The following is a 26,794-nucleotide window of genomic DNA, read 5'->3' as shown; positions in this document are numbered from 1 at the left end:
GCGTCCACTCTACGCTGATGAGAAGTGCCTCAGCACACCTGGTTCACGCTGCGAGAAGCTCGTCGAAGAATTCCTGCAGATCGATCACGCCGACAAGAGTGTTCTCGTCCATGACCAGGCTGAACTGCGCTTTGGGCCGGTGGGTCAGTGACTCGAGCAGGTGCGGGGCGGTGATGTCCCTCGGGACTCCGATCCATCCGGCCAGAGGCCTGGCGACCTCGCCTGCCGGGACCTGGTCCAGTGACTCGGCGAGACGCCCAGCCGCTGCATGCCTGTCGACGAGACCGTAGGGCAGGCCCTTCTGGTCGAGGACGACGATAAGGGTGCGTTCCTTCGCGTTGCCCAGTCTGTTCGCGTAGTCGAGAGTGTCGGCAAGATCTGCATCCCAGGTCGCGGCGATGGCCGGCTGGATGACCTGTGAGAGGTCGTAGGTCTCCATCTTCCGCGCCCGCTTCGCGTGGGTCGCGGCATCCCCGGCAGAGAACCAGAGCATGATGGCGATGAGGGACATCCAAGCGACCTGCAGCGGGTCGGGACGATCGCCTGCCAGCAGCGGGGTGATGACCGACCAGCCGATGAAGCCGACTGCGATGACGCGACCGACCCAGCTGGCGACGATAGTTCCCAGGTACTGCGAACCGGTCAATCGCCACATCAGGGCTTGCAGCGCCCACCCGCCGTCAAGCGGAATGCCCGGCAGCAGGTTGATGGCACCGAGTGCGACGTTGGCGAAGGTGACCGCAATGAGCAGGAGCCACGGCACCGAGGCTGGGGAGACTGCGCTCAGGCACCACCAGCCCAGCAACGCCAAAACGATGTTGACGATGGGACCGACGATGGAGATGACGAAGCTGGTGAGAGCGGCTTTGTCCCGCGGATTCTCGACCTGAGGTTCGAAACGGGTGAATCCACCCCAGATATTGAGCTCGATCGCGGCAACCTTGAGTCCATAGAACTGTCCGGCGACGCCGTGCGCCAGTTCGTGGAGGAAGACGGATCCGAATAGCAGCACCGCGTACGCGAACGCGACGAACCAGGCCCAGATGCCGAGATCGGGCCGAACCGTGTTCACCCAGGGAGCGAACAGGATCGTGATGACGATGGCGGCGAGGAACCATGACCATGCCAGGATCACCGGGGCGCCGAGAACTTTCCCCAGGCGTAAGCCCGAAGAGGCACCAGTCTGGTGATTTTTCACGGCCATCGAAGGAGTTCCTCTTGCTTGGGGTCGGGTGACTTCAGCCTAACAGCGACACGGTCATCGACGCGTTCTGACGCGTCGTGTCAGACCAAGTCGTTACAGTGGTGATATGGCCGAGCTGATCAGTCTGTCGCCCTCGCGGGCCAACGACTTCGTACAATGTCCCTTGAAATTTAGATTCCGCAGTATCGACAAGCTTCCGGAACCGCCTTCGCAGGCCGCCTTCCGAGGGACCGTCGTCCATTCTGTACTCGAGAAGCTCTTCGCCCTACCCGCTGCCCAGCGGACTCAGGATGTCGCCGAGTCACTGCTGCGTCCCAGCTGGGACGAACTCGTCGACAAAGACCCGGAAGTGCTCGCGATCTTCGACGAGGAGAGTGAGAAGGAGACATTCTTCACAACGGCCGGCAATCTGCTGCGCTCCTACTTCACGCTCGAATTCCCCGAGCACCTCGAACCGGATGAGACGGAGAAGTATGTCCGGACTCAACTCGACAATGGCCTGGAGCTGCGCGGCTTCATCGACCGCGTCGATGTCGCACCAGGTGGTGAGAAGCGTCTGGTCGATTACAAGACCGGCAAACAGCCCAAGCCCCAGTACGGGCGCGAGGCGAACTTCCAGATGGGCTTCTACGCCCTCGTCGAGTACCGCCTCACGGGTGAGCTCGTGCATACGCTCCAGCTCATGTACCTCGGCTCGCAGAGCATTCTGAAGTCACATCCCACGATGAGTGACATCGAACGCACTCAGTTCGAGATCGAATCGATTTGGAAAGACATCATCGCCTCCGCCGAGGCGGATCGTTGGCGTCCGAAGAAATCGCCCCTGTGCAACTGGTGCACCTTCAAACCGCTGTGTCCGGCCTGGGGCAACACTCCCCCGCCGACCCCCGAGATCACACGGATAGTCGGGACGTGAGTTCTCTCAGGTCAGCCACGGTTCGCCCTTCGAGGCTCGACCACAGGATCCGTCCGGGACGTTCCTCGAGCTGAACCAGGTGAGGAACGCCGATCGCAAACGTTCCCGCTGCCTCTGCGCTGGCAAGGCCGGGCTTCGAATCCTCGAGCGCCACGCAGGCTCTCGGTTCGAGGCCCAGCAGCGCCGCACCTTTGAGGTAGGGCTCGGGGTCAGGTTTTCCGGCGCTGACCTCGTCACCGGAGATGAGACCGACGAAGCTGTTCTCGGGACAGGCCGCAATGACCGCCTCGGCGAGTCGCCGGTAGGACATCGTGACCATCACGCACGGGATGCCGGCGGTAACGATCGCGTCGAGGAACTCGAGAGCTCCAGGGCGAAACGGCACTGATTCCTCGATCTTCGCCACAACCTCGTCGAGAAGTGTGTCGACGATGACAGCGGCAGGAAGGTCGAGTCCGGCATCCTGCATCATCGCGGCTGAGGTGAGAAGGTCGTTGCCCACGAACTCCAAACCCTGCTCTTCGCTCCAGGCAATGCCGTGCGCGTTCATCAGTTCGGTCTCGGCCCTGATCCAATACGGTTCCGTATCAACCAGTGTTCCGTCCATGTCCCAGAGGACTGCGGCAGGATTCTTCATGATTCCAGCGTAATCTTGAAGCATGACTTTTCTTCCATCAGGGTCCGGGGCACTCGTGTTCATTGCCTTCGAGGGACAGGACGCGGATGCCTCCGAAGCCGCCAGTTCACTGGTCAAGGATCTCATCGAGTCATGGGGACTCAACGACAGTGAGATTTTGGACACCGACGGTTTCTACGAATTCAGATTCTCAGAACCTGAGATCGTCCGAGACGAAACTGGTCGAGCCACGATTGCTTGGCCGGGAATCGAGGTCCATCGGGGGCAACGCCTGAGCACTCCGGTCACCATCATCCAGGGACACGAGCCGGGACTGAAATGGCGCGAGTTCCTCTCGCTCATCCTGTCCCAGATCAGCTCCGACGACAGTGTGGTCCTCCTCGGTGGTCTGCATGCTGAGGTCCCTCACACACGCCCGTTGCCGGTCGTAGCGAACACAGAGAATACGGCGCTGGCCGCGGATCTCAATATCGACGTCAACGGCTATGCGGGTCCGATCGGCATCCTCGGCCTCCTCGGCGTCGCATGCCACAGGCGAGGACTGCAGACGATCAACCTGTGGGTCGGAGTACCCGACTATCTCACCGATTCGCCTTCGCCAAAGGCCGAACTGGCCCTGGCCTCAGCGGTGGAGAAGCACACGGGACTCGAGATCGACATCCCCATCCTCGAAGAGGAGAGCCGAGCCTGGGAGCTTGGTGCCGATGAGCTGGTCGCGCTCAACCCACATCTCGTTGAGCTGCTCAAGGGACTCGAGGAGCTCAATGACTCAACGGAACTGCCCGAAGCCAGCGGCGATGCGATCGCCGCTGAGTTCGAGCGGTATCTGCGCAAGCGCGGCCGAGACAAATAGCCTCAGTCGGCGATCAGGACGTCAGTCGCTCAGGAACATAGGCGTCAGGCGTGAAGGTTGATGCCCAACAGGGCATCAACGGCGTCTGCGACCCGATCTCCGCACACCGGAGCTGTCTCGGCTGCGGCTGAGTCCGCGTAGTGTTCGGCCCATTCATCGAGGATGCCCAGGGCGCGCGGGCTGTCGAGGTCATCGGCCAGAGACTCACGCAGCAGACCGATGATGTGTCCGCGCAGTCCTTCCCGACATTCGGCCTCGCACATTGCTGCATGTTTCCAGGCCTGCAAGCGCGCCGAGGCGGTTTCGAGCAGGTCGTCAGTGAAGACCCAGTCGCTGCGGTAGTGGTTGGACAGGAGCACTGTGCGAATTACCATCGGGTCCACGCCCTGTTCGCGCAGCTTGGAGACCAAGACGAGGTTGCCCTTGGACTTGCTCATCTTCTCACCCTGGTAACCGACCATACCCGTGTGCATATAGGTCCGGGCAAAGGGAGTCTGCTTCCATGCCGCAGCGTGAGCCGCGCTCATTTCGTGGTGTGGGAACACCAGATCGCTGCCACCGCCCTGAACGTCGACCGGCAGTCCTGCATAGTTGTTGGCGATGACGGTGCATTCGATGTGCCAGCCGGGGCGGCCTGGCCCGAGCTTCCCGCCTTCCCAGGACGGTTCGCCCTCGCGTGCGGCCTTCCACAGCAGTGGGTCGATCTCATTGTCCTTGCCCGGTGTCTCCGGGTCACCGCCGCGTTCGGCGGAGAGTTTGGCCATCGTGGCCCGGTCATCGTGGCTGACGCTGCCGAAGGGCGGGTGGATCGGGGTTGAGACCCGGTAGTACACGTCGCCGTTGTCGAGGGTGTAGGCGGCTCGCGAGTCCACGAGGGCCTCCACCGCTTCGACGATTTGATCGACTGTCTCAACGACGCCGATATAGTCCTGCGGCGGAATCACGCGCAATGCGCTCATGTCCTCGCGGAACAGTTCGATCTGAGATTCGGCAAGCTCACGCCAATCCACGCCCGTGGCGTTGGCTCTCTCCAGCAGAGGGTCGTCGACATCGGTCGTGTTCTGCACATAGGTGACATCGAGCCCCGCATCTCGCCACACCCGATTGAGCAGGTCGAAGGCAACATAAGTTGCCGCGTGACCAAGATGGGTGGCGTCGTACGGGGTGATTCCACATACATAGAGACCGGCCGCCTGGTCACGCCCTTTGAGATTGCGTGGGCTCCGAGTGCCGGTGTCGAAGACTGTCGGCACCTTTCCGGAGCTGGTGAGGCGGGGTAGCTGAGGTTCGGACCATGACTTCACGCAGACCAGCCTAACCGAGTCATAGCAGAACGGCACCTCATGCCTCCGGCGGGTCTGTTCCCGGGCTGCACCCGCCGTGTGCTAGATCGGAGGCCAAGGTATGACGGTCCGGTCCTGGGGCGGGTCGGGGAAGGTACCGGCCTCTCCCAGTTCATCGGCCCGGGCACGCAGGCTCTCGATCTCTGCCTCGTCCAAACACTCATCCAATGCGGCTCGCAGGTCTGCAGGCATTCGGGCCACCTCGTCGAGAGCGTCAAGCTCTTCGACCCGGAATGAGAGGTGAGAGAAACCCCACAGCACGGTGCGGACCTTCTCTTCGGCGTGGAATGTCAGTCCGTTGTCGATGCCGAAGGTGCCGATGCTGCTGGGGCCGGCGCCGGGCAGGTAGCTGCCGGTGATGATGTGGCCCGCCTTCCGGTCGGCGTTGTTCGCGAGGAGGTCGAAGAAGGCGATTGCCCGCAGGCCTTCCCTGGTGTCGTGGGACAGCACCAGATCTGTGCCGTCCTCGGTGCGCAGCGCGAACATCGGGGTGTGATCAGCGGGAATGGCATCGACACCGGTCAGAGCCACAGCGTCATCGTCCCCGGAATCTTCGACATAGGCCTGTAAGGATCCAAGCCCCGCTCCCAGGTCACCACGGAGAACTGTCGGTGGAACCACGTTGAGGTCAAGGTGGGCGCTGAGCCTATAGGACGCGACCTCACGCAACGACAGAGTGTGCGTTGGAAAATCCGCAAGAGGTCGTTCTCCCGAAATAGGTTTGTACACGGCCTTGAGATGCGTGTCGGCGTGATCGACGACCACGAGGCGGGTGTCGTTGCTGGCCCGCGGGATCGCTCCCATGACGGTGCAGGAGCCCAGTTCCAGGGCCTCTTCGGTGAACGCTGAGTGCATCACATGCGCGCGATGCCGTTGGCACGGGGGCACAGGTGCCCTTCGGGCTCCAGCGGCAGCGAACAGAATGGGCAGTCGCCACGACCGGCGGAGACGACCTGGTCAGCTCTGCGAGCGAACTCGCGAGAGCCGGCGGCGTCGAGGACGATGCGCAGCACCTCCCGCTCGACTTCGTCGTCATCGGGCTCAGCGGAGGTGCCTGTCTGAGCATCCTCCTCGGTGAGTTCGAAGCATTCGACAACCAGCTCGTGGGCGACGGTGTCCCAGCCCAAGCTCATGGTCCCCACCCGGAATTCGGGTTCGATCGGAACGTTGAGCCCCGCGTTGTCGATGCGTTCGTCGATCGCAGACTGGGGCACTCGCGCCGCGGGGTCTTTGACCATGACCATGTCGAGGAGCTCGGTGATGCGATCAGAGAGGATCTCCACCTGCTCCTTCTCCACCACCACTGTGGTCAGCGCGGTTCCAGATTTCGCTTGGAGGAGGAACGTTCGCTCGCCGGGCAGACCGATCGTGCCGACAACGAATCGTTCTGGGGTGGGGTGGTCGTACAAAGCTGCCATACCTTCAGCCTAGTTCAAAGACTTACATGTCCGTCTTCACTGGGATACATTTGAGTCATGAGCACTGATCCTCGTGAGGCCCTGGACGCATTCCTCGAAGCAGTGGGTGAGCACTTCGCTGCATCCGCACACCGCAATGGAGACCAAGACCCCCGTGTCGAAGCCGCATACATGGCCCTAGCCGATGCCTTCGAAATCTACGAAGACGCGATCTACACCGCGTTTGACGAGGTCACTCCGTTCGAGCTCTTCGACGATGTCGAAGACGCCAAGGAAGACGACGACGACAACGAACTCGACGGTGACTTCACCGTCGACGAGGACGACGAAGACGACTGAGCCTCCTTCACGACTGCTGAATCACGTCCGCCGAGCCCTCAGGAGATCTGGTCGAGCACCTCGGCGATCTCGGGTTCGAGTTCGACTTCGCTGCTGATCACCTGAGCCAGCTGCTCAGTAGTGCGGGCGGAGACCAAGGACGAGGCGACTCCCCGGTGTCTGTTGAACGCCAGTGCGATGTCCGTCGTCGTCACTCCCAGCGCGGCCGCCGCCTTGCGCACTCCCGCCAGCACACGTGTCGATCGTTCGTCGAGGTAGGCACCGACATAGTCGGTGAGTTCTCCCGCGGCAAAGCGTGAATCCTGTGGGGTTCCGCGCCGATATTTGTCGCTCAGCACTCCCCTGCCCAGGCCGGCCCCGGCGATGAGTCCCACACCTGCGTAGTTCGCGGCTGGCAGCAGGTCGTTCTCTGCCTCCCTGTTGAGCAGCGAGTATTCGGCGATGGCACAGGAGATGGGTACGCCTGCTCCACGCATCTCTGCCAGCTCCCAACCGGCATGGTGCGACACACCGACGTAGCGGATCTTGCCCAACATCAACAATGTATTGATCGCTGAGGCGGTCTCTGCCCGGTCCACATCGGCGTCGAAGACGTCGAGAATGAGCATGTCGATGTGGGAGCGTCCGGTGGCGCTCAACAGCGCATCCACCTGGTTGAGAATCCGAGCTCGCCCCAGACCCACCTCAATGTGGGATGACTCACTCATGGACACGCCCACGCGGGCAATCAACACGATCTGTTCAGGAAGTTTCAGCTGAGACAGCACCTGGGCCGCGTGCACCCCTGAGCTGGGAAGCTCTATGAGGTTCCCACCAGCGCCGACGTATTCATCGACGAGTCGCTGCGCGACCGCTGCGTCGACCCGGTGTCCCCACTCAAATGTGCCGAGACCCACAGCGCTGACTTCAAGACCGGTGCTGGCGAGGCGTTGTTGCTTCATGATTGTTGAGGTTACCTGATTCGGCGACTACCGTGGTTTCGTTCCCACCCCACTTTCTCAAGGAGACGCATGTACGAATGGTTGGTCGCAGCTGTGCTGGGCATCGTTCAGGCACTGACAGAATTTCTGCCGATCTCATCCTCGGCGCACGTGCGCATCGTCGGTGAGTTCCTCTTGCCGGGTGACGATCCGGGCGCATTCTTCACCGCGATCATTCAGATCGGCACCGAAGCCGCCGTCGTCGTCTACTTCTGGCGCGACATCGTCTCCATCATCTCCAAATGGTTCAAGGCCCTGGCCGGCAAACACGATCGGAAGGACCCTGAAGTCCGTCTCGGCTGGCTGATCATCGTCGGTTCGATTCCGATCGTCATCCTCGGCCTGCTGTTTCAAGACGCCATTGAGGGTGCCCTGCGCAGCCTGTGGATCACCGCCACCATGCTCATCGTCTTCGGTCTCATCATCGGCCTCGCAGACTGGGTCGGAAAACGCGAACGCACACTTGAGGACATGACGTGGGGGCAGGGCATCATCTACGGCTTCGCTCAGGCCCTGGCCCTCATCCCCGGCGTCTCACGCTCCGGTGGCACCATTATGGCCGGGCGTTTCATGGGCTTCGACCGTCCTGCTGCCGCCCGCTACTCGTTCCTGCTCGCCATTCCTGCGGTCTTGGGATCGGGCTTCTACTCTGTCTTCCAGACGTTGGGCAGCGCGGACATGGTCATCGGCTGGGGACCGACGATCCTGGCCACCATCATCGCCTTCGGACTCGGTCTCCTCGTCATCCACTGGTTCCTCGGCTATGTGAAGACCAAATCGTTTGCGATCTTCGTCTGGTACCGCGTGGCCTTGGGCATCGTGCTCTACGTCCTGCTGGGCACCGGAGTCCTCGCAGCAACCTGATCGACGCTGGCTGACGCGGCTGGTTCTCGGCACTGCCGGGACCAGCCCGGTCTCAGCGCAGCCTGTCTCAGCGCAGGTTGCCACCGCCGGGAACGCCGCCCTCGGACAGTCCGGCTGCGGTGACCGACATCGCGGTCATCACCGGCCGCGGCCCCGAGAAGTCGATGACGGTGAACGAGCCCGGAGCAACGCTGAGGCGCTGGAAATCATCGAGCGGCATGGCCAGCGCATCGGCGATGATCGCCTTGATGATGTCGCCGTGGGAGACGAGCATCGCCCACCGGCTGACCGGGCCCGTATCGTCGCTCTTCTGCGTGCGCTGGTCCGCTTCCATGCGTTCTTCTGTGCGGAGCTCGTCGACTACGGTCCTCACGCGCGACACGGCACGGTCGGCCGCCTCGGCGATGGATTCCCCACCAGGGAAACGCGCCTGAGACGCCTCGTCGATGACGGTCTTCCACAGCTCTTCGCTGCCGAGGTCCTTCAGGCTGCGTCCGGTCCAGTCGCCATAGTCGAGTTCGATGAGGTCATCGACGGCGGCAGCGGAGTCGGCGGAAATCGCTGAGGCTGCGATCTGTGCGGTCTGTTCACATCGCAGCAGCGGCGAATGCAGCAGGCGCGCGAAATGCTGCTGCGGAAGCATCCGCAGGGTGTCGCGCAGGGCACTGACACCTTGGTCGGTCAGCGACACGCCGGGAGCGCGTCCGGCGAGGATCCCTGCCGTGTTCGCGCTGGAGACGCCGTGTCGGAGGAGAACGATGACGGGCATGTGATCAACACTAGCCCAGATCGTTTACAGTGGGCCTATGAAGCGTCAGCGTCCCAGCATGGCCTATGAGTTTCGCAAGGTCTCGTTCTCCAGAGAAACTCCGCGATCTATGAGTCTGCAGGAACTCAATGATGAGGCGGAGTACGGCAAATGGGAACTCGCCCGGACTCGAATCTCTGTTGGCGGCACCAAGACCGTCTGGCTGCGTCGGAAGATCATGCCCCTGACATTGAGCAGCTGACACCGACCCTGTGAAATCCCCTGCCGCACTTCTGCCTGTCCTCTTCGCCGGTCTCGTCACCATCGCGGCCGGCGGTGCCATGTCCCTCCAGGGACGTGCCAACGGCCTGCTCGGTCCGATCCTGGGTCATTCTGTCTTCGCCGCGCTCGTTTCGTTCTTCATCGGTCTCATCCTCGTGGGCACGACCCTGCTGTGCTCCTCGCGCTCTCGGACCGGTGCCCTGGCTCTGATCCGGATGGTCCGGACTCACGCGATGCCATGGTGGATGCTCCTCGGCGGGCTCAGCGGTGGTCTCGTCGTCATCGCTCAGGCGTCGACCGTGCCGATCATGGGCGTGGCGATGTTCACCATGGCATTCGTCTCCGGCCAGGTCACCGGTGGCCTCGCCGTCGACTCCACACGCCTACCACCGGGAGGCAGGCAGCGTCTGACGGTCCTCCGAGTCTTCGGTGTCCTCATCGTCATCGCCGCCCTCGTCTACGGAGCCTCGGAGAGACTCAATCTGGGCGTCCCGCTCTGGGCGCTGCTGCTGCCCTTCGCCTCTGGTGCCCTGACCTCCGTCCAGCAGGCGTTCAATGGGCGGATCAAAGCCGCCACAGGCTCGGTCATCGTCGCCACCACTGTGAACTTCGCCGTCGGCTTCCTCGCCCTGCTCGCGGCTGCTGGGGTCATCATGGCATCCGGGGTGACCTGGACAGGATTTCCGACTGAGCCCACTCAGTGGTGGATGCTGCTCGGTGGGGCCTTCGGCGTCGTCTTCATCGGACTGACGGCGCTGACCGTGGCGAAGCTCGGCGTGCTGCTGCTCAGCCTGTTCTCCCTGTTCGGAAATCTACTCGGGGCGCTCCTGCTTGACCTCCTGCTGCCCATGCCCGGATCCCTGGTGAGCACCACGACGGTCATCAGCGCCGCCCTGGTGCTCCTCGGGATCGCGATTACGATTATGCCTTCATCAGGAAATCGCCCAGGACCCTCGCCCCGAACTTGAGAGCCGAGATCGGAACCCTCTCGTCGACGCCGTGGAACATGGCCGGAAAGTCGAGGTCTCCGGTCAGCTGCAGCGGTGCGAATCCGTAGCCGGTGATGCCCAGCTCAGCCATGGACTTGTTGTCAGTGCCCCCCGAGAGCGTGTACGGCAGCACCTTCGCGGTGGGATCGTCATCGAGCAGACTCTTCTGCATCTGCGCGACAAGTGGGGTGTCGAAGGGCGCCTCCAGGGCATCGCCCTCGTCATTGGCCTCGATGTCGATGCCTTCGCCCGCGAGTTCCTTGATCTTGAGCATCACGTCCTCGTGCTGACCCGGCAGGGTGCGGCAGTCGACGTATGCGGTGGCCGTTCCCGGGATGACGTTATGTTTGTAGCCGGCGTTGAGGAATGACGGATTCGAGGTGTTCTGCAGGGTCGGTGCCACGAACTTCTCAACCGACCCGAGTTCAGCCAGCAGCTCTCCGATCGTATCGGCCCGGAATTCGATGCCAGTGATGTCCGCGACTCCTTCGAGGAGCTGCCGGGTCGCGACTGGGATCTCCTGTGGCCAGGGATATTCGCCGATGCGGGCGATGGCGGCGGCCAGGCGCGTGACGGGGTTGTCGTCGTTGCGCTGGGAGCCATGGCCCGCGGTGCCGTGGGCGATGAGGTTGAGCCAGGCGAGGCCCTTCTCAGCGGTCTGAACGAGGTACACGCGCTGGCCACGGACGTCGACGGAATACCCGCCGACCTCGGAGATCGCCTCGGTGGCTCCGGCGAAGAGTTCTGGGTGGTTGCGCACCATGTAGCGGGCACCGTAGTTGCCGCCGGCCTCTTCATCGGCGAAGAAGGCGATGATGAGGTCTCGGCGCGGACTCAGACCCTGACGGAGCATGTCCCGGACCGCGGCGATGATCATCGCGTCCATATCCTTCATGTCAACGGCTCCGCGGCCCCAGAGCAACCCGTCCTTGATCACGCCGGCAAAGGGGTCGACGCTCCAGTCCTCGGCCGCTGCGGGGACCACGTCGGTGTGGCCGTGGACGACGAGCGCATCGGCTTCGGGATCGGTTCCCTTGATGCGAGCGACCAGGGAGGCCCGTCCCGGTGCGGATTCGATGATGGTCGACGTCAGCCCCACCTCGTCGAACCAGGAGGCGATGAGGTCCGCTGCCGGCCGTTCGGGGTTGACCTTGTTGCCGCCCCAGTTCTGGGTGTCGATGCGGATGAGCTGCTGGCACAGCGAAGTGACCTCGGCCTCGGCGGCGCTGAAATCGTACACGGTGTCTCCCGTCGGATAGGTGCGAAGATGCTGACGTGATCTACGTTATAGCAACTGTGTCGCCGCGACCTGCGATGTCCGAATTCAGGGGTGAATGAGAAATGGCCTCCGGATCAGATCCGGAGGCCATTTCCTCTGTTGTGCGCGAAGGGGGACTTGAACCCCCACGCCCGATAAGTTGGGCACTAGCACCTCAAGCTAGCGCGTCTACCAATTCCGCCACTCGCGCTGGCAACAGAGATTACTTTACACGCGACTTTCGGCCGTGCAAAATCAGATCGGCCGATTGTGACACACGGCACTTACAGAATTCTCTGTAGCTCCGCGCATCACCGCGCGCAGGCTCATTCGGCCAGCTCAGACACCTCGGAGAGGATGTGCGGTTTGCCGGACTTGAGGTCGAAGACGGCGAACTTCGCGGCCTCATGCCGACGCCCCTCGGTGATGGCGAAGCCAACGGTCGACGGCAGCAGCACAGGTTTCGCGAACGCCACATCCCAGCGATAGGCATCGAGCCTCGTGTCGACCGCGGACAGGGAACGCGAGGCGCCGTACATACCGTGTGCGATGAGACGCGGGAAGCCGAAGCCCTTGGCCGCCAAGCCATTGAGGTGGATCGGGTTGTAATCTCCCGAAGCATGGGCATAGCGCTGGCCGATGATCGGATCGAGTCGCCACAGGGCAGTCGGGGTCGGAGCTGTGAACTCCTCCCGTTGCGGTTGCGGCTTCGCTTCAGCATTGGGCAGCTTCTTGCCCTTGGCCAGGTAGGTCGTGGTCTCGCGCATGCGCAGGGAACCGTCAACCTTCGCCTCGACGATGACCTCGATCGTGGTCCCTGCCGAATGTTGGAACGGACCAGCCAGCTCCACATGGAAATCGACACTGTCACCGACATACACGCGACCGAGTGTGTCAATCCTGTTGTGGATGTGGACCATGCCCATCATCGGCAACGGCACCTCGGGATCGCTGAGCAGCTGCATGCTCAGCGGGAAGGCGAGGACGTGCAGGTAGCCCGGATGGACGATATTGCCCAACCCGGCTTCGATGACACCGGTGAAACCGGCGTAGGCAGCGGCCTCGATGGGCATGCTGCGGTCCAGTGCTCGGTTGGGAAGGTCAGGGCTTGTGCGTGTGCCCAACGGCAGAGCCTTGAGCACAGCCTTGGCGTAGAGCGGCAGCATTGAATCCTTGGCCATCATGCACCGACCATGTTCTGGCCGCACACGCGCAGCGTCAGCCCGTTGATCCCTCGGGCTCCCGCCGAGGCGAGGAATCCGATGGTCTCGGCCACGTCGACCGGCTGTCCCCCCTGCTGGAGGCTGGAGAGCCTGCGGGCGACCTGCCGGGTCAGGGTCGGCATCTTGGCCGTCATATCGGTTTCGATGAACCCGGGAGCCACAGCATTGATCGTTCCTCCGCGTTTGGCGAAGTCCGACGCCGAGGCAGCGGTGAGTCCGACGACTCCGGCCTTCGAGGTCGCGTAGTTCGTCTGGCCGCGGTTGCCTGCGATGCCCGAGGTCGAGGCCAGTGAGACCACCTGTGCACCTTCGGCGAGCAGATCCTGAGCCTTCAAGTAAGCGTTGATCCTAGCCTGGGAGGCGATGTTGACGGCAATGACAGAGTCCCATCGGGAGGCATCCATATTCGCCAGCATCTTGTCTCGGGTGATTCCCGCATTGTGGACGAGGATATCCACGGGACCACCGACCGCCTCGGCGATCTTCTCAGCCGCCGTGTTCGTGGTGATGTCGAGTTGGAGGGATCGACCGCCGACCTCATTCATCACCTCGGCTAGGGCCTGTCCGGCCTGCGGCATGTCGACGCCGATGAGGTCTGCGCCGTCACGGGCCAGGTTGCGCGCAATCGCCGCTCCGATCCCGCGGGCGGCACCGGTCACGACTGCGGTTCGTCCGGCCAGCGGGCCAGCCTCACCAGTGGACAGGAACTCCTTCATCCCGATCGGAGTGCCGGCCTGAGTGGAGACGGTGATGAACTGTCCCGAAACATAGGCTGATTTGCCTGAGAGCAGGAACCACAGCGCGGTGGCCACAGAGGGAGCCTGCATGTCGACGCCGTCGAGGAGTATGCCGTTAGCGGTTGCTCCTCGGCGCATCTCGTGAGCCATGGACCGTGTCAGGCCGGTGATTCCCTGAGCGGCTGCAGCGAGCTCGGGACCCTGCTGCGACGGGTTGGGGGACGGTGAAACTGTAATGACGCGACCGCAGCGGGCCAGTGAGCGCAGAGCCGTTCCGATCTCGAGCACTGTCTCCGACAAGTCGCCGGGCGCTGTGACTTCGTCGAAGACTGCGATGATCGCGCGCAGGGACTCCCCCGCGTTGGCATGGCGGCGCACTTCGAGGCCGTTGCCCAACAGCAGGTCGGCCAGCTTCTGTGCTTCCGGTCCGGACCCGAGGACGAGGACCGGTTTGCGGCGATAGTCAGCTGGGGTCGAGTCGAAACGGTGCAGTTCGACGGGCTGGGGCAGGCCGAGTGTCTTTGCGACCTGCTTCAGTGGGCCGTTGACCAAGCCCAGGTAGGTGTCTTTCATGCTGCCTCCACAATCGCTGTGAGTCCCTGGCCGCCTGCTGCGCAGATCGAGACCAGTGACCTCTTCTTGCCAGTGAGCTTGAGGTACTTCGCGGTGGAGGCGATGATGCGTCCACCGGTCGCTGCGAACGGGTGTCCGGCGGCGAGGCTTGACCCCAGTGGGTTCAGCTTGGCCCGATCGATGGAGCCAAGTGCTCCGTCGAGGCCGGCCTTCTCACGGCAGAACTTCTCTGATTCCCATGCCGCCAGGTGGCTGAGCACGGTCGACGCGAATGCCTCATGGATCTCAAAGGCATCGAAGTCTTCGAAGGTGAGGCCGTTGCGGGCTAGAAGGCGTGGGACTGCGTAGGCCGGAGCCATGAGCAGACCCTCGGCACCGTCGACGAAGTCGACCGCTGCTGCTTCGGCATCGACGAGGCGAGCCAGGGGTGTGAAGCCGTGTTCGGCCGCCCAATCTTCGCTGCCGAGCAGGACGGAGGACGCTCCGTCTGTCAGCGGAGTCGAGTTGCCGGCAGTCATCGATGCCGGAGTATTCAGGTTCTTGCCAAACACGGGCGACAGCTTAGCCAGGGATTCGGCGGAGGAATCCGCCCGCATGTTGGTGTCGCGGCTGACTCCAAGGTACGGGGTCGAGAGGTCATCGAAGAATCCCTCGTCCCAGGCACGGGCGAGATTGTGGTGAGAGGCCAGGGCTAGTGCGTCCTGCGCCTCGCGGGTGATCTTCCACTCGGCGGTGGTGATCGCCTGGTGCTCACCCATGCTCATGCCAGTACGTGGCTCACCCGTCGACGGAGCCTGAGGCGCCAGGTAGGCCGGACGGATCTGTGCGGCGATCTTCGCCCGCTGAGCAATGGTCTTGGCTCGCGTGAGTTCGAGCAGAATCTCACGCATCGAGTCGTTGATGACGATCGGCGCATCCGACGCGGAGTCCACGCCAGACGCGATGCCGGACTCGAGCTGACCGGCATTGATCTTGTTGTTGAGGCTGACCACGGTCTCGAGACCGGTGGCACAGGCCTGCCCGACATCAAACGCGGGAGTCGTCGGCGACAGGGCGGAACCGAGAACCGCCTCACGAGTGAGGTTGAAATCCTTCGAATGTTTGAGGACTGCGCCGCCGGCGACTTCGCCGATGCTCTCACCGGCCAAGCCGAAGCGGGCCACGAGTCCGTCGAGGGCGCTCGTGAGCATATCGAGATTGCTCGCCTTGGAATATTGCTTGTTCGAACGAGCGAACGGAATACGGTTACCGCCAAGGATGACGGCACGCTGATTGGGAGTGGACATTTGCACCTCCGGTATGTGGATTTAACTGTTACCGACAGTACCTGATACCGTCTGTCACATGAAATCGCTCACAGATGGTCGGTCCACTCGGTGGCAGCAGCATCGCGACCTCAGGCGCCACGAGCTGCTGCGCGCCGTCCGGCACGTCGTTGATGAGCACGGAGACGAGCTGTCGATGGAGCAGATCTCCGAGCATTCGGGCACCACCAAGTCCGTGCTCTACAGATATTTCACGGATCGCGCGGGTCTGCAGGCGGCCATGGGCGAATGGGCGATGAATGTCATCTCCAAGTCACTCGATGACGCAACAGCAACCTCGGCACAGGACGCACTGACCAAAATGATCCGTGCGTTCGTCGCGCTCGCCGCAGAATCACCGAACATCTACCGATTCTGCGATACGGCAGTCAACCGCTTCGCACCGACGGAGACCGGCGGATTCTTCAATTCAATCGCCAGCCTCCTCGCCGATCGGCTTGTCCTTGAGGGTACTCAGGGACAGCTGTGGGCAGCAGGCGCAATCGGTTTCGTGCGTGCCGCGACCGAAAACTGGCTGGCCGATCCCAGCCGTCCCGATGAATTCGCCACCGCAATCAGTCAATGGCTCTGGGCCTCGTTGCCCGCAAAACTAGGAGTAGACGAATGAAGCTTTCCCTTGATCCACAGGCGATCAACGACGCCCTCGACGGCCGGTGGGCCGAGGCACGACGCCAGGGGCGCACCCTGGCACTCGACGAGATCACTCATGAGGATCCTGCCGATGACCTTGAAACCACACGGGCAAAGACGCTGACCGGTGTGGGCATCATGGCCGACACCGGTCTGACCATGACGAGCCTGCCCACATCACTGGGCGGCCTCAACCAACACGCGACTAACGTCGCCGGCTTCGAGGAGACCGTCACTGCCTCCCCCAGCCTCCAGATCAAGGCCGGGGTCCAGTTCGGGCTCTTCGGCGGAGCGATCCTTCACCTGGGCAACTCCGAACAGCACCAGGCCTGGCTGCTGGATGCTCAGAAGGGCAAACTTCTGGGCTCATTCGCGATGACGGAGATCGGCCACGGATCCGATGTCGCCGCGGTCGGAACCACCGCGACGTATTCGGCTGAGGACGAGGAATTCGTCATCAACACGCCCTTCCGCGCCGCAACCAAGGAATACATCGGCAACGCAGCGCGTGATGCACGCGCTGCCGTGGTCTTCGCCCAGCTCATCACCGCTGGAGTCAACCATGGTGTGCACGCGTTCTTCGTCCCGATCCGTGATGAAGACGGTGAAGTGCTGCCGGGTATCACCATCGAAGACGACGCTTTCAAGGGCGGACTCAAAGGCGTCGACAACGGACGGATCATCTTCGACGAGATCCGCATTCCACGATTCAACCTCCTCGACCGCTATGGTGCGGTGACCGCCGATGGCACGTATTCCTCCCCCATCGACTCCCCGGGACGCCGCTTCTTCACGATGCTCGGCACCCTGGTCCAGGGACGTGTCTCCCTCGACGGCGCCGCCATCGTCGCATCGAAGCTGGCACTCGACATCGCCGTTCGCTACGGTCTCGAGCGCAAGCAGTTCACCTCGGTCGATGACATCAACGAGACCACACTCTTGGATTACCAGCAGCACCAGCGTCGCCTGATGCCGGCCATCGCCTCCGTCTACGCCTCGGCCTTCGCACACGAGAAGCTGCTCACCTCATTCGAAGAGGTGTTCTCCGGCGCCGATGAGAGCGATGAGAATCGCGCGCTGCTCGAGACTCGGGCCGCAGCGTTCAAGGCCGACACCACCTGGATGGCCCTCGACGTCATCCAGGAAAGCCGCGAAGCCTGCGGCGGTGCCGGGTTCATGGCCGAGAACCGTCTTGTGGGACTGCGCGCAGACCTCGACGTCTACGCCACGTTCGAAGGTGACAACACTGTGCTCCTGCAGCTGGCAGGCAAGCGCCTCCTCGGCGACTATGCCAAAGAACTCGCACATATCGATGTCGGTGGGGCCGCCCGCTTCATCGGCACCCAGGCCGCCGAGCACACGCTCTACCGAACCGGCATCGCCAATGCGGGCCTCGCGATCTCCGACGTCTTCACACTGAACCTGAACGAGAAGCGGATCCGTTCCGGGAAGCTGCAGCGTTCGCTGCTGGAGACCAGGCTCGAGGTCATGCTCTCGAACCTCGCCCAAGCACTGCGTCCTGCCGCTAAGATGTCGCAGGCCGATGCGGCTGGAGTCTTCAACGACAACCAGCACGAGTTCATCGAGATGGCGCGCGCCTACGTCGAGCTGGAGAAGTGGAAGGCCCTCGACGAAACGATGAGGGAACAGACAGACCCGGACCAGAGCAAGCTCTTCCGCCGTCTGCGCGATACTTACGGCCTGACTCTCATCGAGAAGCACGTCGGCTGGCACCTCATGTACGGTCGTCTCCCGATGCTGCGTGCCCGCCAGCTCAACGAGACGCTCAACCGTCTGTGTGCGAAGCTGTCCGCCAACGCCTTGGACCTCGTGGACGCCTTCGGCTACGGCGATGATCACCGCCGCGCAACGATCGCGACCGGCATCGAGGCCGAGCGTCAGACCGAAGCCGCCGACTACTTCCGTCACTCCCGCGCACAGGAGAACTACCCTGTGGAGGAGAAACAGCTGCGCAAGGCCGCGAAAGCTGCGCAGAAGGCGGCCAACAAGGGCGGACGTAAGGCGAAAGCCAGCAAATAACTGATAGCTAGATAGATAGCCCAGAAGATGTGGGAGGGGCCGTGCAGCTTGATTGCTGCACGGCCCCTCCCACGTTCGTCTCGTCTGTGATTGTCTCGTCTGTGACTGTCTGACTAGCATCGGCCGCAGACTGGCTCGTGTGCGCCGGTCGCAGGCCAGCTGCATGGACTCAGGTGTTTGTTTGCCTGATCGCAGACGTCTGCCTGCGCTCAGGCGTTGAGGAAGTCCTTCAACGCCGCCGAAATCGCGGCAGTCTCTGTGAGGAAGCCGTCATGCCCGACGTCGGATTCGATGACGTGATGGGTCACGGCTCCGGGCAGACTCTGGGCGAGCAATTCGACCTGTGCGGGCGGAAACAGCCGATCCGAGGAGACCGAGACGACGAGGTTGTCGGTGCAGCTGTCGGCCAATGATGTCGCCAGGTCGTGTGAACGACCGATGCGCACATCGTGGTCGCGCAGGGCACGGGTGAGCACGACGTAGCTGTGTGGGTCGAACCGGGCGGTGAGCTTCTTCGCCTGGTGATCGAGATACGAGGTGACCTCGTAGTAATCAGGTGATCTGCGCCGTCGGGAGAACCGGTGGTTGAGCTCCGCATCATTGCGATAGGTCAGGTGCGCGATCTGCCGGGCAAGTCCCAGGCCCTGGGCAGGGAAAGCGCCGACCGCGGTGTAGTCACCGGAGTAGTAGCCGGGGTCGAGTTCGATGGCGCGTTCCTGCATCATCGCCCAGGCGATCTGGTCGGCTTCGGAGAAGGCTGGTGCGGCGATGATCGCGCATTTCTTCACCTTGCGTTTGTCGAGGAGAGAGAATTCGAGGGCTCTGGCTCCACCCATCGACCCGCCGATGACGGCATGCCAGGAGTCGATTCCGAGGATCTGTGCGAGATTGTGTTCCAAGCGGGCCATATCGCGGATCGTGACCGTAGGAAATCTGGACCCATAGGGTAATCCGTCGTCATAGACGGACTGGGGTCCAGTGGTACCCGAGCACCCGCCGAGAGAATTCGCACACACCACGAAGTATTCGTTCGTGTCGATCGCCTCGCCCGGGCCGACGACGCCCGCCCACCATTCGGTGACGCTGGTGTCGCCGGTCAGTGCGTGTTCGATCAGAACCGCGTTGCTGCGGTCCGAGTTGAGTGTGCCAAAGGTTTCGTAGGCGACCTCGACAGTTCCGAACGTGTGTCCGGATTCTGTGACGAAGCCCAGAATTCGCTCGACGGAAGTGCTCTGGGTAGTCATGTCAGGCGGCGGCCGATGCAATCGCTGCGGCAGCGGCGAAGCCCTTGTCGATGTCGGCGATGATGTCCTCGCTGCCTTCGAGCCCCACGGACAGACGCACGAGGGCCGGATTCACACCGGCAGCAGCCTGCGCCTCTTCGCCGAGCTGCGAGTGAGTCGTCGATGCCGGGTGGATGACCAAGGAGCGGACGTCGCCGATGTTGGCCACGTGTGAGTGCAGTTCGAGCGCATCGACAAAGGCCACAGCGGCGTCGAAGCCGCCGTTGATGTCGAAGGACAGGACCGAGCCGACACCGTTGGGCAGGTACTTCTTCGCCTTGTCGTGCCATGGGCTGGACTCGAGTCCGGCGAAGGCGACGCGGCTGACCTGCTCGTGGTTTTCGAGGTAGGAGGCAACTGTGTTCGCATTCTCGACATGGCGGTCGATGCGCAGGCTCAGAGTCTCAAGTCCCTGGGCGATGAGGAAGGCATTGAACGGGCTGGCGGCCGGTCCGAGATCACGCAGACCCTGCACACGGGCCTTGAGGCCGAAGGAGACGTTGGCACCGAACGGCGAATCCGCGCCGAGGTCGCGGGCATAGACCAGACCGTTGTAGGACTCGTCCGGGGTGTTGAAGCCGGGGAACTTCTCCGGCTGTGTGCCGTAGTCGAAGTTTCCGCTGTCGACGACGACTCCGGCGATCGAGGTGCCGTGTCCGCCGAGGTATTTGGTGGCTGAATGGAGAACGACGTCGGCACCGTGTTCGATCGGGCGCACCAAGTAGGGGGTGGCCAGGGTGTTGTCGGTGAAGAGCGGAACACCGGCCTCGTGGGCGATGTCGGCCACTGCCGAGATGTCGAGGACATCGGAGCGAGGATTGGACACAACCTCGGCGAAGAAGAGCTTCGTATTCTCCTGCGCCGCGTTCTTCCACGCATCGAGGTCATCGACGTCGACGAACGTGGTCTCGATGCCTAGCTTGCGCAGGGTCACGTGGAGCAGGTTGTAGGTTCCGCCGTAGAGGCTGGAGCTGGCGACGATGTGATCACCGGCTTCGGCGATGTTCGTGATGGCCAGCAGGGCTGCTGACTGTCCCGATGCCGTGAGCACAGCGTGGACTCCGCCTTCGAGGTCGGCGATGCGGTTCTCCACGACCTCTGTGGTCGGGTTGGTGATGCGGGTGTAGATGGGGCCGAGTTCGGTGAGTGCGAAGCGGTTGGCCGCGGTCTCATTGCTGTCGAAGACGAATGAGGTGGTCTGGTGGATGGGCAGTGCCCTGGAGCCGGTGGTCGGGTCCGGTGTCTGGCCGGCATGGATCTGTCGCGTTTCAAATGACTGCGTCATGATGTCTCCTTCGAGTACGGTTGATTCGCCCGTGGTGGTCCGCGCGAGTGAATTGGTGATGTCACTACTGTCATCGACTCTCAGGCCGCAAGCATGCGATCTCGTCATGTTTATGTCACCTGGCGTCATGTTTCGTCACACCACTTGCACCGTCCGGGTCTATATCGACGCGCACTCATGTCGGCGTTCGCAGTCGTGGTCTCAGCGGAAATTGCGGGCCTTGGTCGGCAGCTGCACCTCGAGCGGAATGAGCTTGTGGGCGTAGAGACTCACGACCTCTCCCCCGCGTTGGATCAGCCCGGTGACCACGAGGGCGTTGCGCGAGGTTGCGATCGGCCGGAACCGTTTCATCAGCCCGGCCGTGGCCACGACGTTGAGCATCCCGAATTCGTCCTCGAGGTTGATAAATGTGATTCCCGAGGCGGTGGCCGGGCGCTGTCGGTGCGTGACGATGGCGGCCACCGTCATCCGGGTCCCGTCGGCAGCCGCCGCGGCATCCGCCGTCGAAGCGTAACCGCGTTCGATCAGGGACGCTCGCAGGATCTCGGTCGGGTACCCGTCGACGGTGATCCCGGTGGAGAAGAGTTCGGCCAAGGTCGTGTCGAAGGCGTCCATGGTCGGCAGGGTCGGCGCCGAGGAGATCGTGGCGGTTCCCGGCAGCACTCCCGGGTGTGCTCCCGCGACCCCGCCGGCCAGCCACAGTGCCTGTCTGCGGTCAAGATCGAAGCAGCTCAGCGCCCCCGCGGTAGCGAGTCCTTCGAGTGCCTGCTTCCCGATCCCTGTCCTTTCAGCTAGGTCCGCCACCGAGGTGAATGGTGCGTTCTCACGTTCGGTCACGATCACCTCGGCGAAGGACCCCACATGGGCCACCGAATCCAGGCCCAACCGGATCCCGAACTCGCCCGAGACTCCGGTGTCATCGGTCTCGAGGCGCTCCAGGTCGCTGCCGGACATCGAATGGCGAATGTCCACAGGCAGGATTCTCACACCGTGGCGGCGGGCGTCGGCGACGAGCGACTGCGGTGAGTAGAAGCCCATCGGCTGACTGCGCAGCAGGCCCACTGTGAAGGCCGCATGGTGGTGGTATTTGAACCAGGCCGACTGGTAGACGAGATTCGCGAAGCTGATCGCGTGAGATTCGGGGAACCCGTAGTTGGCGAACGCGGCAATCGTGGAGAAGATGGACTCCGCGGTCTCCTCGTCGACTCCTTTGGCGGCCGAACCGGTCTGGAATTTCTGCGCCAGTTCGGTCATCCGCTTCTCTGACCGTCGCGATCCCATCGCCTGCCGCAGCTGATCGGCATCGGCACCGGTGAAACCGCCGACGTCGATGGCCATCTGCATGAGCTGCTCTTGGAACAGCGGCACCCCGTAGGTCTTGGCCAGGGACTTGCGCAGCAGAGGGTGGAGGTATTCCACGTCGTCAAGTCCTTGCCGTCTGCGGATGTAGGGGTGGACAGATCCGCCCTGGATGGGGCCGGGCCTGATCAGGGCGACCTGAACGGCGAGGTCGTAGAATTTCTCGGGTTTGAGGCGCGGCAGGGTCGCCAGCTGAGCCCGGGACTCGACCTGGAAGACTCCCACCGCATCGGCCTTCTGCAGCATCTTATAGACCGCCTCGTCCTCGTCGTCGATGTGGGCGCGTTCGATGAGTTCGCCCGTGTGCCGGTGGACCAGGTCGACCATCTCGTGGAGTGCGGTGAGCATGCCCAGTCCCAGCAGATCGAATTTCACCAGGTCCATGGCCGCACAGTCATCCTTATCCCATTGGACAACGGTGCGATGACCCATTGTGGCCTTCTCGATCGGCACGACCTCACCGATGGGACGATCGGCGAGGATCATGCCGCCGGAGTGGATGCCCAGGTGCCGGGGTGAGCCGAGAAGGTCATCTGCGATGCTGAGCACCGGGGCCGGAACTGGGGAGTCCTCCGCTTCGGGCAGGGTTGACCAGCGGTTGCTGGCTTTTGAGAACGCATCCTGCTGACCCGGTTCGTAGCCCAGGCTGAAGGCCGCGTCGCGGATCGCTGACTTCGCCCGGTAGGTGATGACATTGGCGACCTGGGCGGCCCGTTCACGGCCGAAATGATCATAGACATATTGGATGACCTCTTCGCGCCTGCCCGATTCGATGTCGATGTCGATGTCCGGGTAGCCCTTGCGATCGGGTGAGAGGAAGCGGTCGAAGAGGAGTTCGTGCTTGACCGCGTCGACGGCGGTGATGTCGAGGACATAGCAGACTGCGGAGTTCGCCGCCGAGCCTCTCCCCTGGCAGAAGATGGACACCCGATGGCAGAACTCGGTGATGTCGTAGACGATGAGGAAGTATCCGCAGAACCCCAGTTCCGCGATCATGTTCATCTCCCGATCCAGCTGTGCCCAGGCCTTCGGATTCACGCTCCGGGATCCGTAGCGCTTGGCGCCGCGATCTTCGATGAGCTCACGCAGATATTCCTCGGCGCCCCTGGCATCGGGCATCGGGGCACGCGGCAGATCCGGACGCGCCGAGTTCAGAACGAAGGAGCACTCTTTGCCGATGGCCACGGCGTTCTCCAGAGCCTGACGAGGGAAGCGTGCGGCCATCTCCTCCCCTGTGTGGATCCGGGCATTCGCCGTCGCAGGCAGCCACCCGGCCAATTCGTCGAGGGACAGCCGAGACCTCACCGAGGCTCTCACCTGCGCTGACTTCCACTGCGCCCGGGTAGCGAAGTGCACACTGTTGCTGGCTACGACCGGCAGATTCGTTCGCTGTGCAAGCTCGCCGAGGTGGCGCAGCCGTTCATCATCGTCTGGAGTCCCATCCCGGCTGAGTTCCACCGCGATCCGTTCGGCTCCGAAGAGCGCGATGAGGTTCTGCAGGGCGCCGAGTCCACCATCTGGGTCGTTCAGGGCTCGACGCAGGGGACCTTTGCGGCAGCCGGTGAGGATCGTCCAGTCCCCGCTCATCGCGGCCAGCTCTTCGAGACCGAAGACCGGTCGGTTCTTCTCCCCGGCCAGGTTGGCCTCGGTGATGGCCATCGACAGTCTGTGGTAGCCCTCGACCCCGCGGGCGAGGACCAGAAGGTGGGTGGCATCGGGGTCGGTCTGGCCGGGGATCTTCTCCTCCAACCCCACGGACAGCTCCGCGCCGAAGACGGTGGGCAGACCCACCTCGGCGGCGGCATGGGCGAACCGCACCGCACCGTAGAGACCGTTGTGATCGGTCAGCGCCAAGGACGTCAGCCCTGCTGCGGCGCCTGCGGTCACGAGTTCCTCCGGGTCGGAGGCCCCATCGAGGAAACTGAACTGGGAGTGCACATGCAGCTCGGCCCACTCGACCGTGGAGGTCCGCAGAAGGGGCCCCTGCCCGGGACCCGAATACCGACCGGTGCCATCGGAGCCGCCGGGACCCACCGACACCTGATGACGATCGGGTCGGGAGAAGGCAGGAGCATCGGACCCATCGGCGTGTTTGCCTTCCAACCGCTGGGCCAGCTGGGACCAGGGGGTGCGCGGATTCGAAAAGCCCATCAGCGGTACCGTCCGGTTATGTACCACTGGCCGTTCTCTTTGCTCAGCAGCAGCGCCTGCCCCGAGCCGGTGACGACCTGCAGGCGGGTCCGATAGATGGCTTTCGCCGGATCCCACCAACCGGATTCCACGGGCCAGGAACCTGAATAGTCAACGATCTCCTCGGTGGTCCCGGTGGGAAAGCGGATCGCATACGGTGCCGATTCCAGACCTGCGGGACGAGCCCCCACTGGTCGCCCTCCTGCGGCGAGCACATCGACGGGCAGATGTTCGACCGTCGTGGGTCGGGGTGCGTGCAGTGCCCCGGGCCAGGGAGCTCCGGGGCTGCGCACAGGCGATGCCGCCTGCTGCCACGGTGTCCACAGGTTGGTCTCGGCCGGATCCCATCCGCCCTGCAGACCCGGGACCAGGACCGAGTCGGGGCCGAACAGTCCCTGCAGCCGCTCCAGCGTGTGAGTGACCTGCCCGGTGTTCTCATCGAACAGACTCCTCGTCGCGCCGATGGGAGTGGTCAGCTCCGCGGCCACAAGGCCCACAGCGATGATGCCCTCCTCGGAGAAGTCCTCCGGATCGGGGCCAAGATCGTCGGGAGCCGTTCCGATCTGAGGAGCCGACCCGGCCTGGGCCTGTGGTCCGGATCCGGTCTGTGGTCCGGTTCTGGCAGCGGTTGGTCCCTGTCGAGTGGCTCCGGCCAACCACCCCTCTGCCTGCCACCGCAGACGGTCGGCGATGGTGTTCTCGTTCATGTCTTCGATCCGCCAGGTCCGCTTCGAGGACTGTCCCGAGACGGCGATGAGCTCGATCGTGATCTGTGTGCACACGAGTCCTCGGCTGCGCACGGCGGTCAGGAGCTCGGCGGCAAGCTGGCGGGTCAGGAATCCCAAAGTGTCACTGCGAGTCGTCGGCGTGTCCAGACCGAGTTCGACATTGAGTCGTTCTTCCCGGACATGATCGCTCAGAGGCGCCCACTCGACTCCCGTGGCCAGGTCGTGCGCACGCTTGCCCAGCGCCCCGAATCGTGAGTTCACGTCCCGTGCGTCGAGCGCGGCCAGATCCCCCAAGGTTCGCAGGCCCAACTGGGTGAAGGTATCGATGAGTTCGGTCGCACCTGCCCCGGCATATTCGAGGGTGCTGACCGGCTGCACAGCTAGGAACTCCGCAGTCTCGCCTGGTTCGACCCGGCGTGCCTGCCCCGCGGCAAGGACTGCTGCGAACACGGTGCCGGCAATGCCGGGGAAGAACTCCCACCCGGTCGCCGATACGAGTGCTGAGATCAGAGCCTCAACGGCGCTGGGCTCATCGGCATAGCCGTGTTTGAGCGAGTCCAGGGGAATGGCGAGCGTGCCGGGACTGAGCAGAGTGAACCGTGCCACGAGTTCCTCGAGCGCTCCGACTCCGGCAGAAAAGTGTCTGTTGTCTGCCTCCTCGTCCCAAGCGACCACATGTGCTTCGGGGCAGCGGTATCCGACCGCCCGCTTGTTGTTGCCCAGAGCGATTCCGGCCGCGCGAGCAGGAGCATTGGCCGCGACCACCTGGCCTCCGCTGAGCACCGCCACCGGAGTACGAGGACTGAGATCATGTTCGGTCGCAGCAGCCACCGCGGACCAGTCGGGAACGCTGAGAACGAGTGTGCGATGGTCATCGATGCGCACAGCGGTGGATTCGGCAGCGACGTCAGCTGACACTGCGGATCACCGGCCGTTCGAATATGCCCTCCGCCGGGGTGGGCGCTGGTGCTTCGGCAGGAGTCCCTTCCGGTCCCGGCAGCAGGAACCGGTGGACGCCGGTCTGTGATCGGGCCTGCACGAGGCAGGAGCGAAGACGTCCATGACCGCGTTCTGTGCCCGACCACTGCGTGTCGGTGATCTCGATCTGCTCCGTGCTTCCGGGCATCGATGTCAGGCTGATGAAGCTGATCTTGCGTTCGCGCACCTTCGCCAGCAGCCGAGCGCGCTCCCCAGCACTGGGCAGAAACCCCGGGTCGACGACGAGGACGTCGAAAGATTCGATGAGGATTGAGACCACACGCAGCCAGTCCTCGGCCGGGGTGACGAGGTTGACGAAGTGGTCGAGGTCAACACCCAGATCGGCAATGGATGACACGGCAGGTTCGCCGAGTCCGATACCGGCACACCATTTCTGCTCCCGGGTTGCGACGGCGATCGTGGCGAGGGCACAGCTCAACGATTGGCCCCCGGTCAGTGTCACGATCTCCCCTCGGGGAAGGCCGCCTCGGCGAAACATCGGTGCCAACACCTGATCCACTGTGCGAGGGGCAAGCCCATCGAACAGAGCGGCGGCCGTGGAGATACCCATCTCCCGGCTGAGCTGTTCAACGAGTGGCACTGCAGACATGA

At 63.1% G+C, this 26,794-nt stretch carries 24 protein-coding genes and 1 tRNA gene; 8 read left to right on the top strand and 17 right to left on the bottom strand.

Features of this window, described 5'->3' with window-relative positions:
- Window positions 1-43: 43 nt before the first annotated feature.
- Window positions 44-1,204, bottom strand: a complete 1,161-nt coding sequence (locus INT29_RS01650) for a site-2 protease family protein (RefSeq protein ID WP_193070532.1) — start codon at window positions 1,202-1,204, stop codon at window positions 44-46.
- 106 nt (window positions 1,205-1,310) lie between these two features.
- Here INT29_RS01650 and INT29_RS01645 point away from each other — a divergent pair, with 106 nt between their 5' ends.
- Entirely contained in the window at window positions 1,311-2,120 is an 810-nt protein-coding gene (locus tag INT29_RS01645; protein ID WP_101574448.1) for a RecB family exonuclease, read from the top strand.
- On the opposite strand, the gene INT29_RS01640 is transcribed toward INT29_RS01645, so the two are convergent.
- A complete protein-coding gene (locus INT29_RS01640) occupies window positions 2,098-2,757 on the bottom strand; it encodes an HAD family hydrolase (protein WP_226841505.1) in 660 nt (219 codons plus the stop codon). The two genes, INT29_RS01645 and INT29_RS01640, sit on opposite strands and share 23 nt — an antisense overlap.
- A gap of 22 nt (window positions 2,758-2,779) precedes the next feature.
- Here INT29_RS01640 and INT29_RS01635 point away from each other — a divergent pair, with 22 nt between their 5' ends.
- Window positions 2,780-3,610 (top strand): proteasome assembly chaperone family protein, encoded by an 831-nt coding sequence (locus INT29_RS01635; protein WP_101574450.1) that lies wholly within the window; start codon window positions 2,780-2,782, stop codon window positions 3,608-3,610.
- A 44-nt stretch (window positions 3,611-3,654) separates the two neighbouring features.
- Here INT29_RS01635 and mshC read toward each other — a convergent pair whose 3' ends face one another.
- The 3 genes from mshC to INT29_RS01620 form a co-directional block, all read right to left on the bottom strand.
- Entirely contained in the window at window positions 3,655-4,914 is a 1,260-nt protein-coding gene (mshC, locus tag INT29_RS01630; protein WP_193070530.1) for a cysteine--1-D-myo-inosityl 2-amino-2-deoxy-alpha-D-glucopyranoside ligase, read from the bottom strand.
- Between the two features lie 81 nt (window positions 4,915-4,995).
- Entirely contained in the window at window positions 4,996-5,808 is an 813-nt protein-coding gene (locus INT29_RS01625) for an SCO1664 family protein (protein WP_193070597.1), read from the bottom strand.
- Complete coding sequence (locus INT29_RS01620; protein ID WP_101574453.1) at window positions 5,808-6,371, bottom strand: DUF3090 domain-containing protein; 564 nt, start codon at window positions 6,369-6,371, stop codon at window positions 5,808-5,810. Before INT29_RS01620 ends, INT29_RS01625 begins: the two co-directional genes overlap by 1 nt.
- A 57-nt stretch (window positions 6,372-6,428) precedes the next feature.
- On the opposite strand from INT29_RS01620, the gene INT29_RS01615 reads away from it, so the two are divergent.
- Window positions 6,429-6,710, top strand: a complete 282-nt coding sequence (locus INT29_RS01615) for a hypothetical protein (protein ID WP_101574454.1) — start codon at window positions 6,429-6,431, stop codon at window positions 6,708-6,710.
- Between the two features lie 38 nt (window positions 6,711-6,748).
- On the opposite strand, the gene INT29_RS01610 is transcribed toward INT29_RS01615, so the two are convergent.
- Complete coding sequence (locus INT29_RS01610) at window positions 6,749-7,651, bottom strand: aldo/keto reductase (RefSeq protein WP_193070529.1); 903 nt, start codon at window positions 7,649-7,651, stop codon at window positions 6,749-6,751.
- A gap of 69 nt (window positions 7,652-7,720) precedes the next feature.
- On the opposite strand from INT29_RS01610, the gene INT29_RS01605 reads away from it, so the two are divergent.
- Window positions 7,721-8,554 (top strand): undecaprenyl-diphosphate phosphatase, encoded by an 834-nt coding sequence (locus INT29_RS01605; protein ID WP_101574456.1) that lies wholly within the window; start codon window positions 7,721-7,723, stop codon window positions 8,552-8,554.
- 67 nt (window positions 8,555-8,621) lie between these two features.
- Here the strand turns inward: INT29_RS01605 and INT29_RS01600 are convergent, their stop codons facing one another.
- Window positions 8,622-9,323, bottom strand: a complete 702-nt coding sequence (locus INT29_RS01600; protein ID WP_193070528.1) for a histidine phosphatase family protein — start codon at window positions 9,321-9,323, stop codon at window positions 8,622-8,624.
- A 37-nt stretch (window positions 9,324-9,360) separates the two neighbouring features.
- Here INT29_RS01600 and INT29_RS01595 point away from each other — a divergent pair, with 37 nt between their 5' ends.
- Complete coding sequence (locus INT29_RS01595; RefSeq protein ID WP_226830503.1) at window positions 9,361-9,564, top strand: DUF5703 family protein; 204 nt, start codon at window positions 9,361-9,363, stop codon at window positions 9,562-9,564.
- Window positions 9,565-9,574: 10 nt separating this feature from the next.
- On the top strand, window positions 9,575-10,552 hold the full coding sequence (locus tag INT29_RS01590) for a DMT family transporter (RefSeq protein WP_193070527.1): 978 nt from the start codon (window positions 9,575-9,577) through the stop codon (window positions 10,550-10,552).
- Here INT29_RS01590 and INT29_RS01585 read toward each other — a convergent pair.
- The 5 genes from INT29_RS01585 to INT29_RS01565 form a co-directional block, all read right to left on the bottom strand.
- Window positions 10,506-11,813: a M20/M25/M40 family metallo-hydrolase gene (locus INT29_RS01585; RefSeq protein ID WP_193070526.1), complete on the bottom strand. Its 1,308-nt coding sequence runs from the start codon at window positions 11,811-11,813 to the stop codon at window positions 10,506-10,508. The two genes, INT29_RS01590 and INT29_RS01585, sit on opposite strands and share 47 nt — an antisense overlap.
- Window positions 11,814-11,954: 141 nt before the next feature.
- Window positions 11,955-12,042 (bottom strand) — tRNA-Leu (locus tag INT29_RS01580).
- A 115-nt stretch (window positions 12,043-12,157) separates the two neighbouring features.
- Entirely contained in the window at window positions 12,158-13,015 is an 858-nt protein-coding gene (locus tag INT29_RS01575; RefSeq protein WP_226841503.1) for a MaoC family dehydratase, read from the bottom strand.
- Window positions 13,012-14,364, bottom strand: a complete 1,353-nt coding sequence (locus INT29_RS01570; RefSeq protein ID WP_193070525.1) for a 3-oxoacyl-ACP reductase — start codon at window positions 14,362-14,364, stop codon at window positions 13,012-13,014. The genes INT29_RS01575 and INT29_RS01570 overlap by 4 nt, the downstream gene beginning before the upstream one ends.
- Complete coding sequence (locus INT29_RS01565; protein WP_101574462.1) at window positions 14,361-15,650, bottom strand: acetyl-CoA C-acetyltransferase; 1,290 nt, start codon at window positions 15,648-15,650, stop codon at window positions 14,361-14,363. The genes INT29_RS01570 and INT29_RS01565 overlap by 4 nt, the downstream gene beginning before the upstream one ends.
- 58 nt (window positions 15,651-15,708) lie before the next feature.
- On the opposite strand from INT29_RS01565, the gene INT29_RS01560 reads away from it, so the two are divergent.
- On the top strand, window positions 15,709-16,296 hold the full coding sequence (locus tag INT29_RS01560; protein ID WP_101574463.1) for a TetR/AcrR family transcriptional regulator: 588 nt from the start codon (window positions 15,709-15,711) through the stop codon (window positions 16,294-16,296).
- The gene (locus tag INT29_RS01555) at window positions 16,293-18,359 is read left to right on the top strand and encodes an acyl-CoA dehydrogenase family protein (protein WP_101574464.1); all 2,067 of its coding nucleotides are present in this window, start codon (window positions 16,293-16,295) and stop codon (window positions 18,357-18,359) included. The genes INT29_RS01560 and INT29_RS01555 overlap by 4 nt, the downstream gene beginning before the upstream one ends.
- A 209-nt stretch (window positions 18,360-18,568) precedes the next feature.
- Here the strand turns inward: INT29_RS01555 and metX are convergent, their stop codons facing one another.
- From metX to INT29_RS01530, 5 genes are all read right to left on the bottom strand, one after another.
- Window positions 18,569-19,603, bottom strand: coding sequence for a homoserine O-acetyltransferase MetX (gene metX, locus INT29_RS01550; RefSeq protein ID WP_193070524.1), 1,035 nt, complete (start codon window positions 19,601-19,603; stop codon window positions 18,569-18,571).
- 1 nt (window position 19,604) lies between these two features.
- Complete coding sequence (locus INT29_RS01545) at window positions 19,605-20,927, bottom strand: O-acetylhomoserine aminocarboxypropyltransferase/cysteine synthase family protein (RefSeq protein WP_193070523.1); 1,323 nt, start codon at window positions 20,925-20,927, stop codon at window positions 19,605-19,607.
- Between the two features lie 201 nt (window positions 20,928-21,128).
- Window positions 21,129-24,437, bottom strand: coding sequence for an error-prone DNA polymerase (locus tag INT29_RS01540; RefSeq protein ID WP_193070522.1), 3,309 nt, complete (start codon window positions 24,435-24,437; stop codon window positions 21,129-21,131).
- The gene (locus INT29_RS01535; protein ID WP_193070521.1) at window positions 24,437-26,122 is read right to left on the bottom strand and encodes a Y-family DNA polymerase; all 1,686 of its coding nucleotides are present in this window, start codon (window positions 26,120-26,122) and stop codon (window positions 24,437-24,439) included. The genes INT29_RS01540 and INT29_RS01535 overlap by 1 nt, the downstream gene beginning before the upstream one ends.
- Window positions 26,112-26,792, bottom strand: coding sequence for a DNA recombination/repair protein RecA (locus INT29_RS01530; RefSeq protein ID WP_226841501.1), 681 nt, complete (start codon window positions 26,790-26,792; stop codon window positions 26,112-26,114). The genes INT29_RS01535 and INT29_RS01530 overlap by 11 nt, the downstream gene beginning before the upstream one ends.
- Window positions 26,793-26,794 lie beyond the last annotated feature (2 nt).

The organism is Brevibacterium sp. FME37 (assembly GCF_014897485.1).
Classification (GTDB): Bacteria; Actinomycetota; Actinomycetes; order Actinomycetales; family Brevibacteriaceae; genus Brevibacterium.
The sequence above is the reverse complement of the archived record's forward strand: the minus strand, read 5'-3'. Positions and strand labels throughout refer to the sequence as shown.

Excerpts from the sequence above, each read along its gene's own strand:
- INT29_RS01595 (WP_226830503.1), top strand. The coding sequence starts at position 9,361 with ATGAAGCGTCAGCGTCCCAGCATGGCCTATGAGTTTCGCAAGGTCTCG.
- INT29_RS01545 (WP_193070523.1), bottom strand. The coding sequence starts at position 20,927 with ATGACGCAGTCATTTGAAACGCGACAGATCCATGCCGGCCAGACACCG.
- INT29_RS01650 (WP_193070532.1), bottom strand. The coding sequence starts at position 1,204 with ATGGCCGTGAAAAATCACCAGACTGGTGCCTCTTCGGGCTTACGCCTG.
- INT29_RS01565 (WP_101574462.1), bottom strand. The coding sequence starts at position 15,650 with ATGTCCACTCCCAATCAGCGTGCCGTCATCCTTGGCGGTAACCGTATT.
- INT29_RS01555 (WP_101574464.1), top strand. The coding sequence starts at position 16,293 with ATGAAGCTTTCCCTTGATCCACAGGCGATCAACGACGCCCTCGACGGC.
- metX (WP_193070524.1), bottom strand. The coding sequence starts at position 19,603 with ATGACTACCCAGAGCACTTCCGTCGAGCGAATTCTGGGCTTCGTCACA.
- INT29_RS01570 (WP_193070525.1), bottom strand. The coding sequence starts at position 14,364 with ATGAAAGACACCTACCTGGGCTTGGTCAACGGCCCACTGAAGCAGGTC.
- INT29_RS01645 (WP_101574448.1), top strand. The coding sequence starts at position 1,311 with ATGGCCGAGCTGATCAGTCTGTCGCCCTCGCGGGCCAACGACTTCGTA.
- INT29_RS01540 (WP_193070522.1), bottom strand. The coding sequence starts at position 24,437 with ATGGGCTTTTCGAATCCGCGCACCCCCTGGTCCCAGCTGGCCCAGCGG.
- INT29_RS01605 (WP_101574456.1), top strand. The coding sequence starts at position 7,721 with ATGTACGAATGGTTGGTCGCAGCTGTGCTGGGCATCGTTCAGGCACTG.
- INT29_RS01620 (WP_101574453.1), bottom strand. The coding sequence starts at position 6,371 with ATGGCAGCTTTGTACGACCACCCCACCCCAGAACGATTCGTTGTCGGC.
- INT29_RS01560 (WP_101574463.1), top strand. The coding sequence starts at position 15,709 with ATGAAATCGCTCACAGATGGTCGGTCCACTCGGTGGCAGCAGCATCGC.
- INT29_RS01530 (WP_226841501.1), bottom strand. The coding sequence starts at position 26,792 with ATGTCTGCAGTGCCACTCGTTGAACAGCTCAGCCGGGAGATGGGTATC.
- INT29_RS01615 (WP_101574454.1), top strand. The coding sequence starts at position 6,429 with ATGAGCACTGATCCTCGTGAGGCCCTGGACGCATTCCTCGAAGCAGTG.
- INT29_RS01640 (WP_226841505.1), bottom strand. The coding sequence starts at position 2,757 with ATGAAGAATCCTGCCGCAGTCCTCTGGGACATGGACGGAACACTGGTT.
- INT29_RS01635 (WP_101574450.1), top strand. The coding sequence starts at position 2,780 with ATGACTTTTCTTCCATCAGGGTCCGGGGCACTCGTGTTCATTGCCTTC.
- INT29_RS01610 (WP_193070529.1), bottom strand. The coding sequence starts at position 7,651 with ATGAAGCAACAACGCCTCGCCAGCACCGGTCTTGAAGTCAGCGCTGTG.
- INT29_RS01600 (WP_193070528.1), bottom strand. The coding sequence starts at position 9,323 with ATGCCCGTCATCGTTCTCCTCCGACACGGCGTCTCCAGCGCGAACACG.
- INT29_RS01575 (WP_226841503.1), bottom strand. The coding sequence starts at position 13,015 with ATGATGGCCAAGGATTCAATGCTGCCGCTCTACGCCAAGGCTGTGCTC.
- INT29_RS01625 (WP_193070597.1), bottom strand. The coding sequence starts at position 5,808 with ATGCACTCAGCGTTCACCGAAGAGGCCCTGGAACTGGGCTCCTGCACC.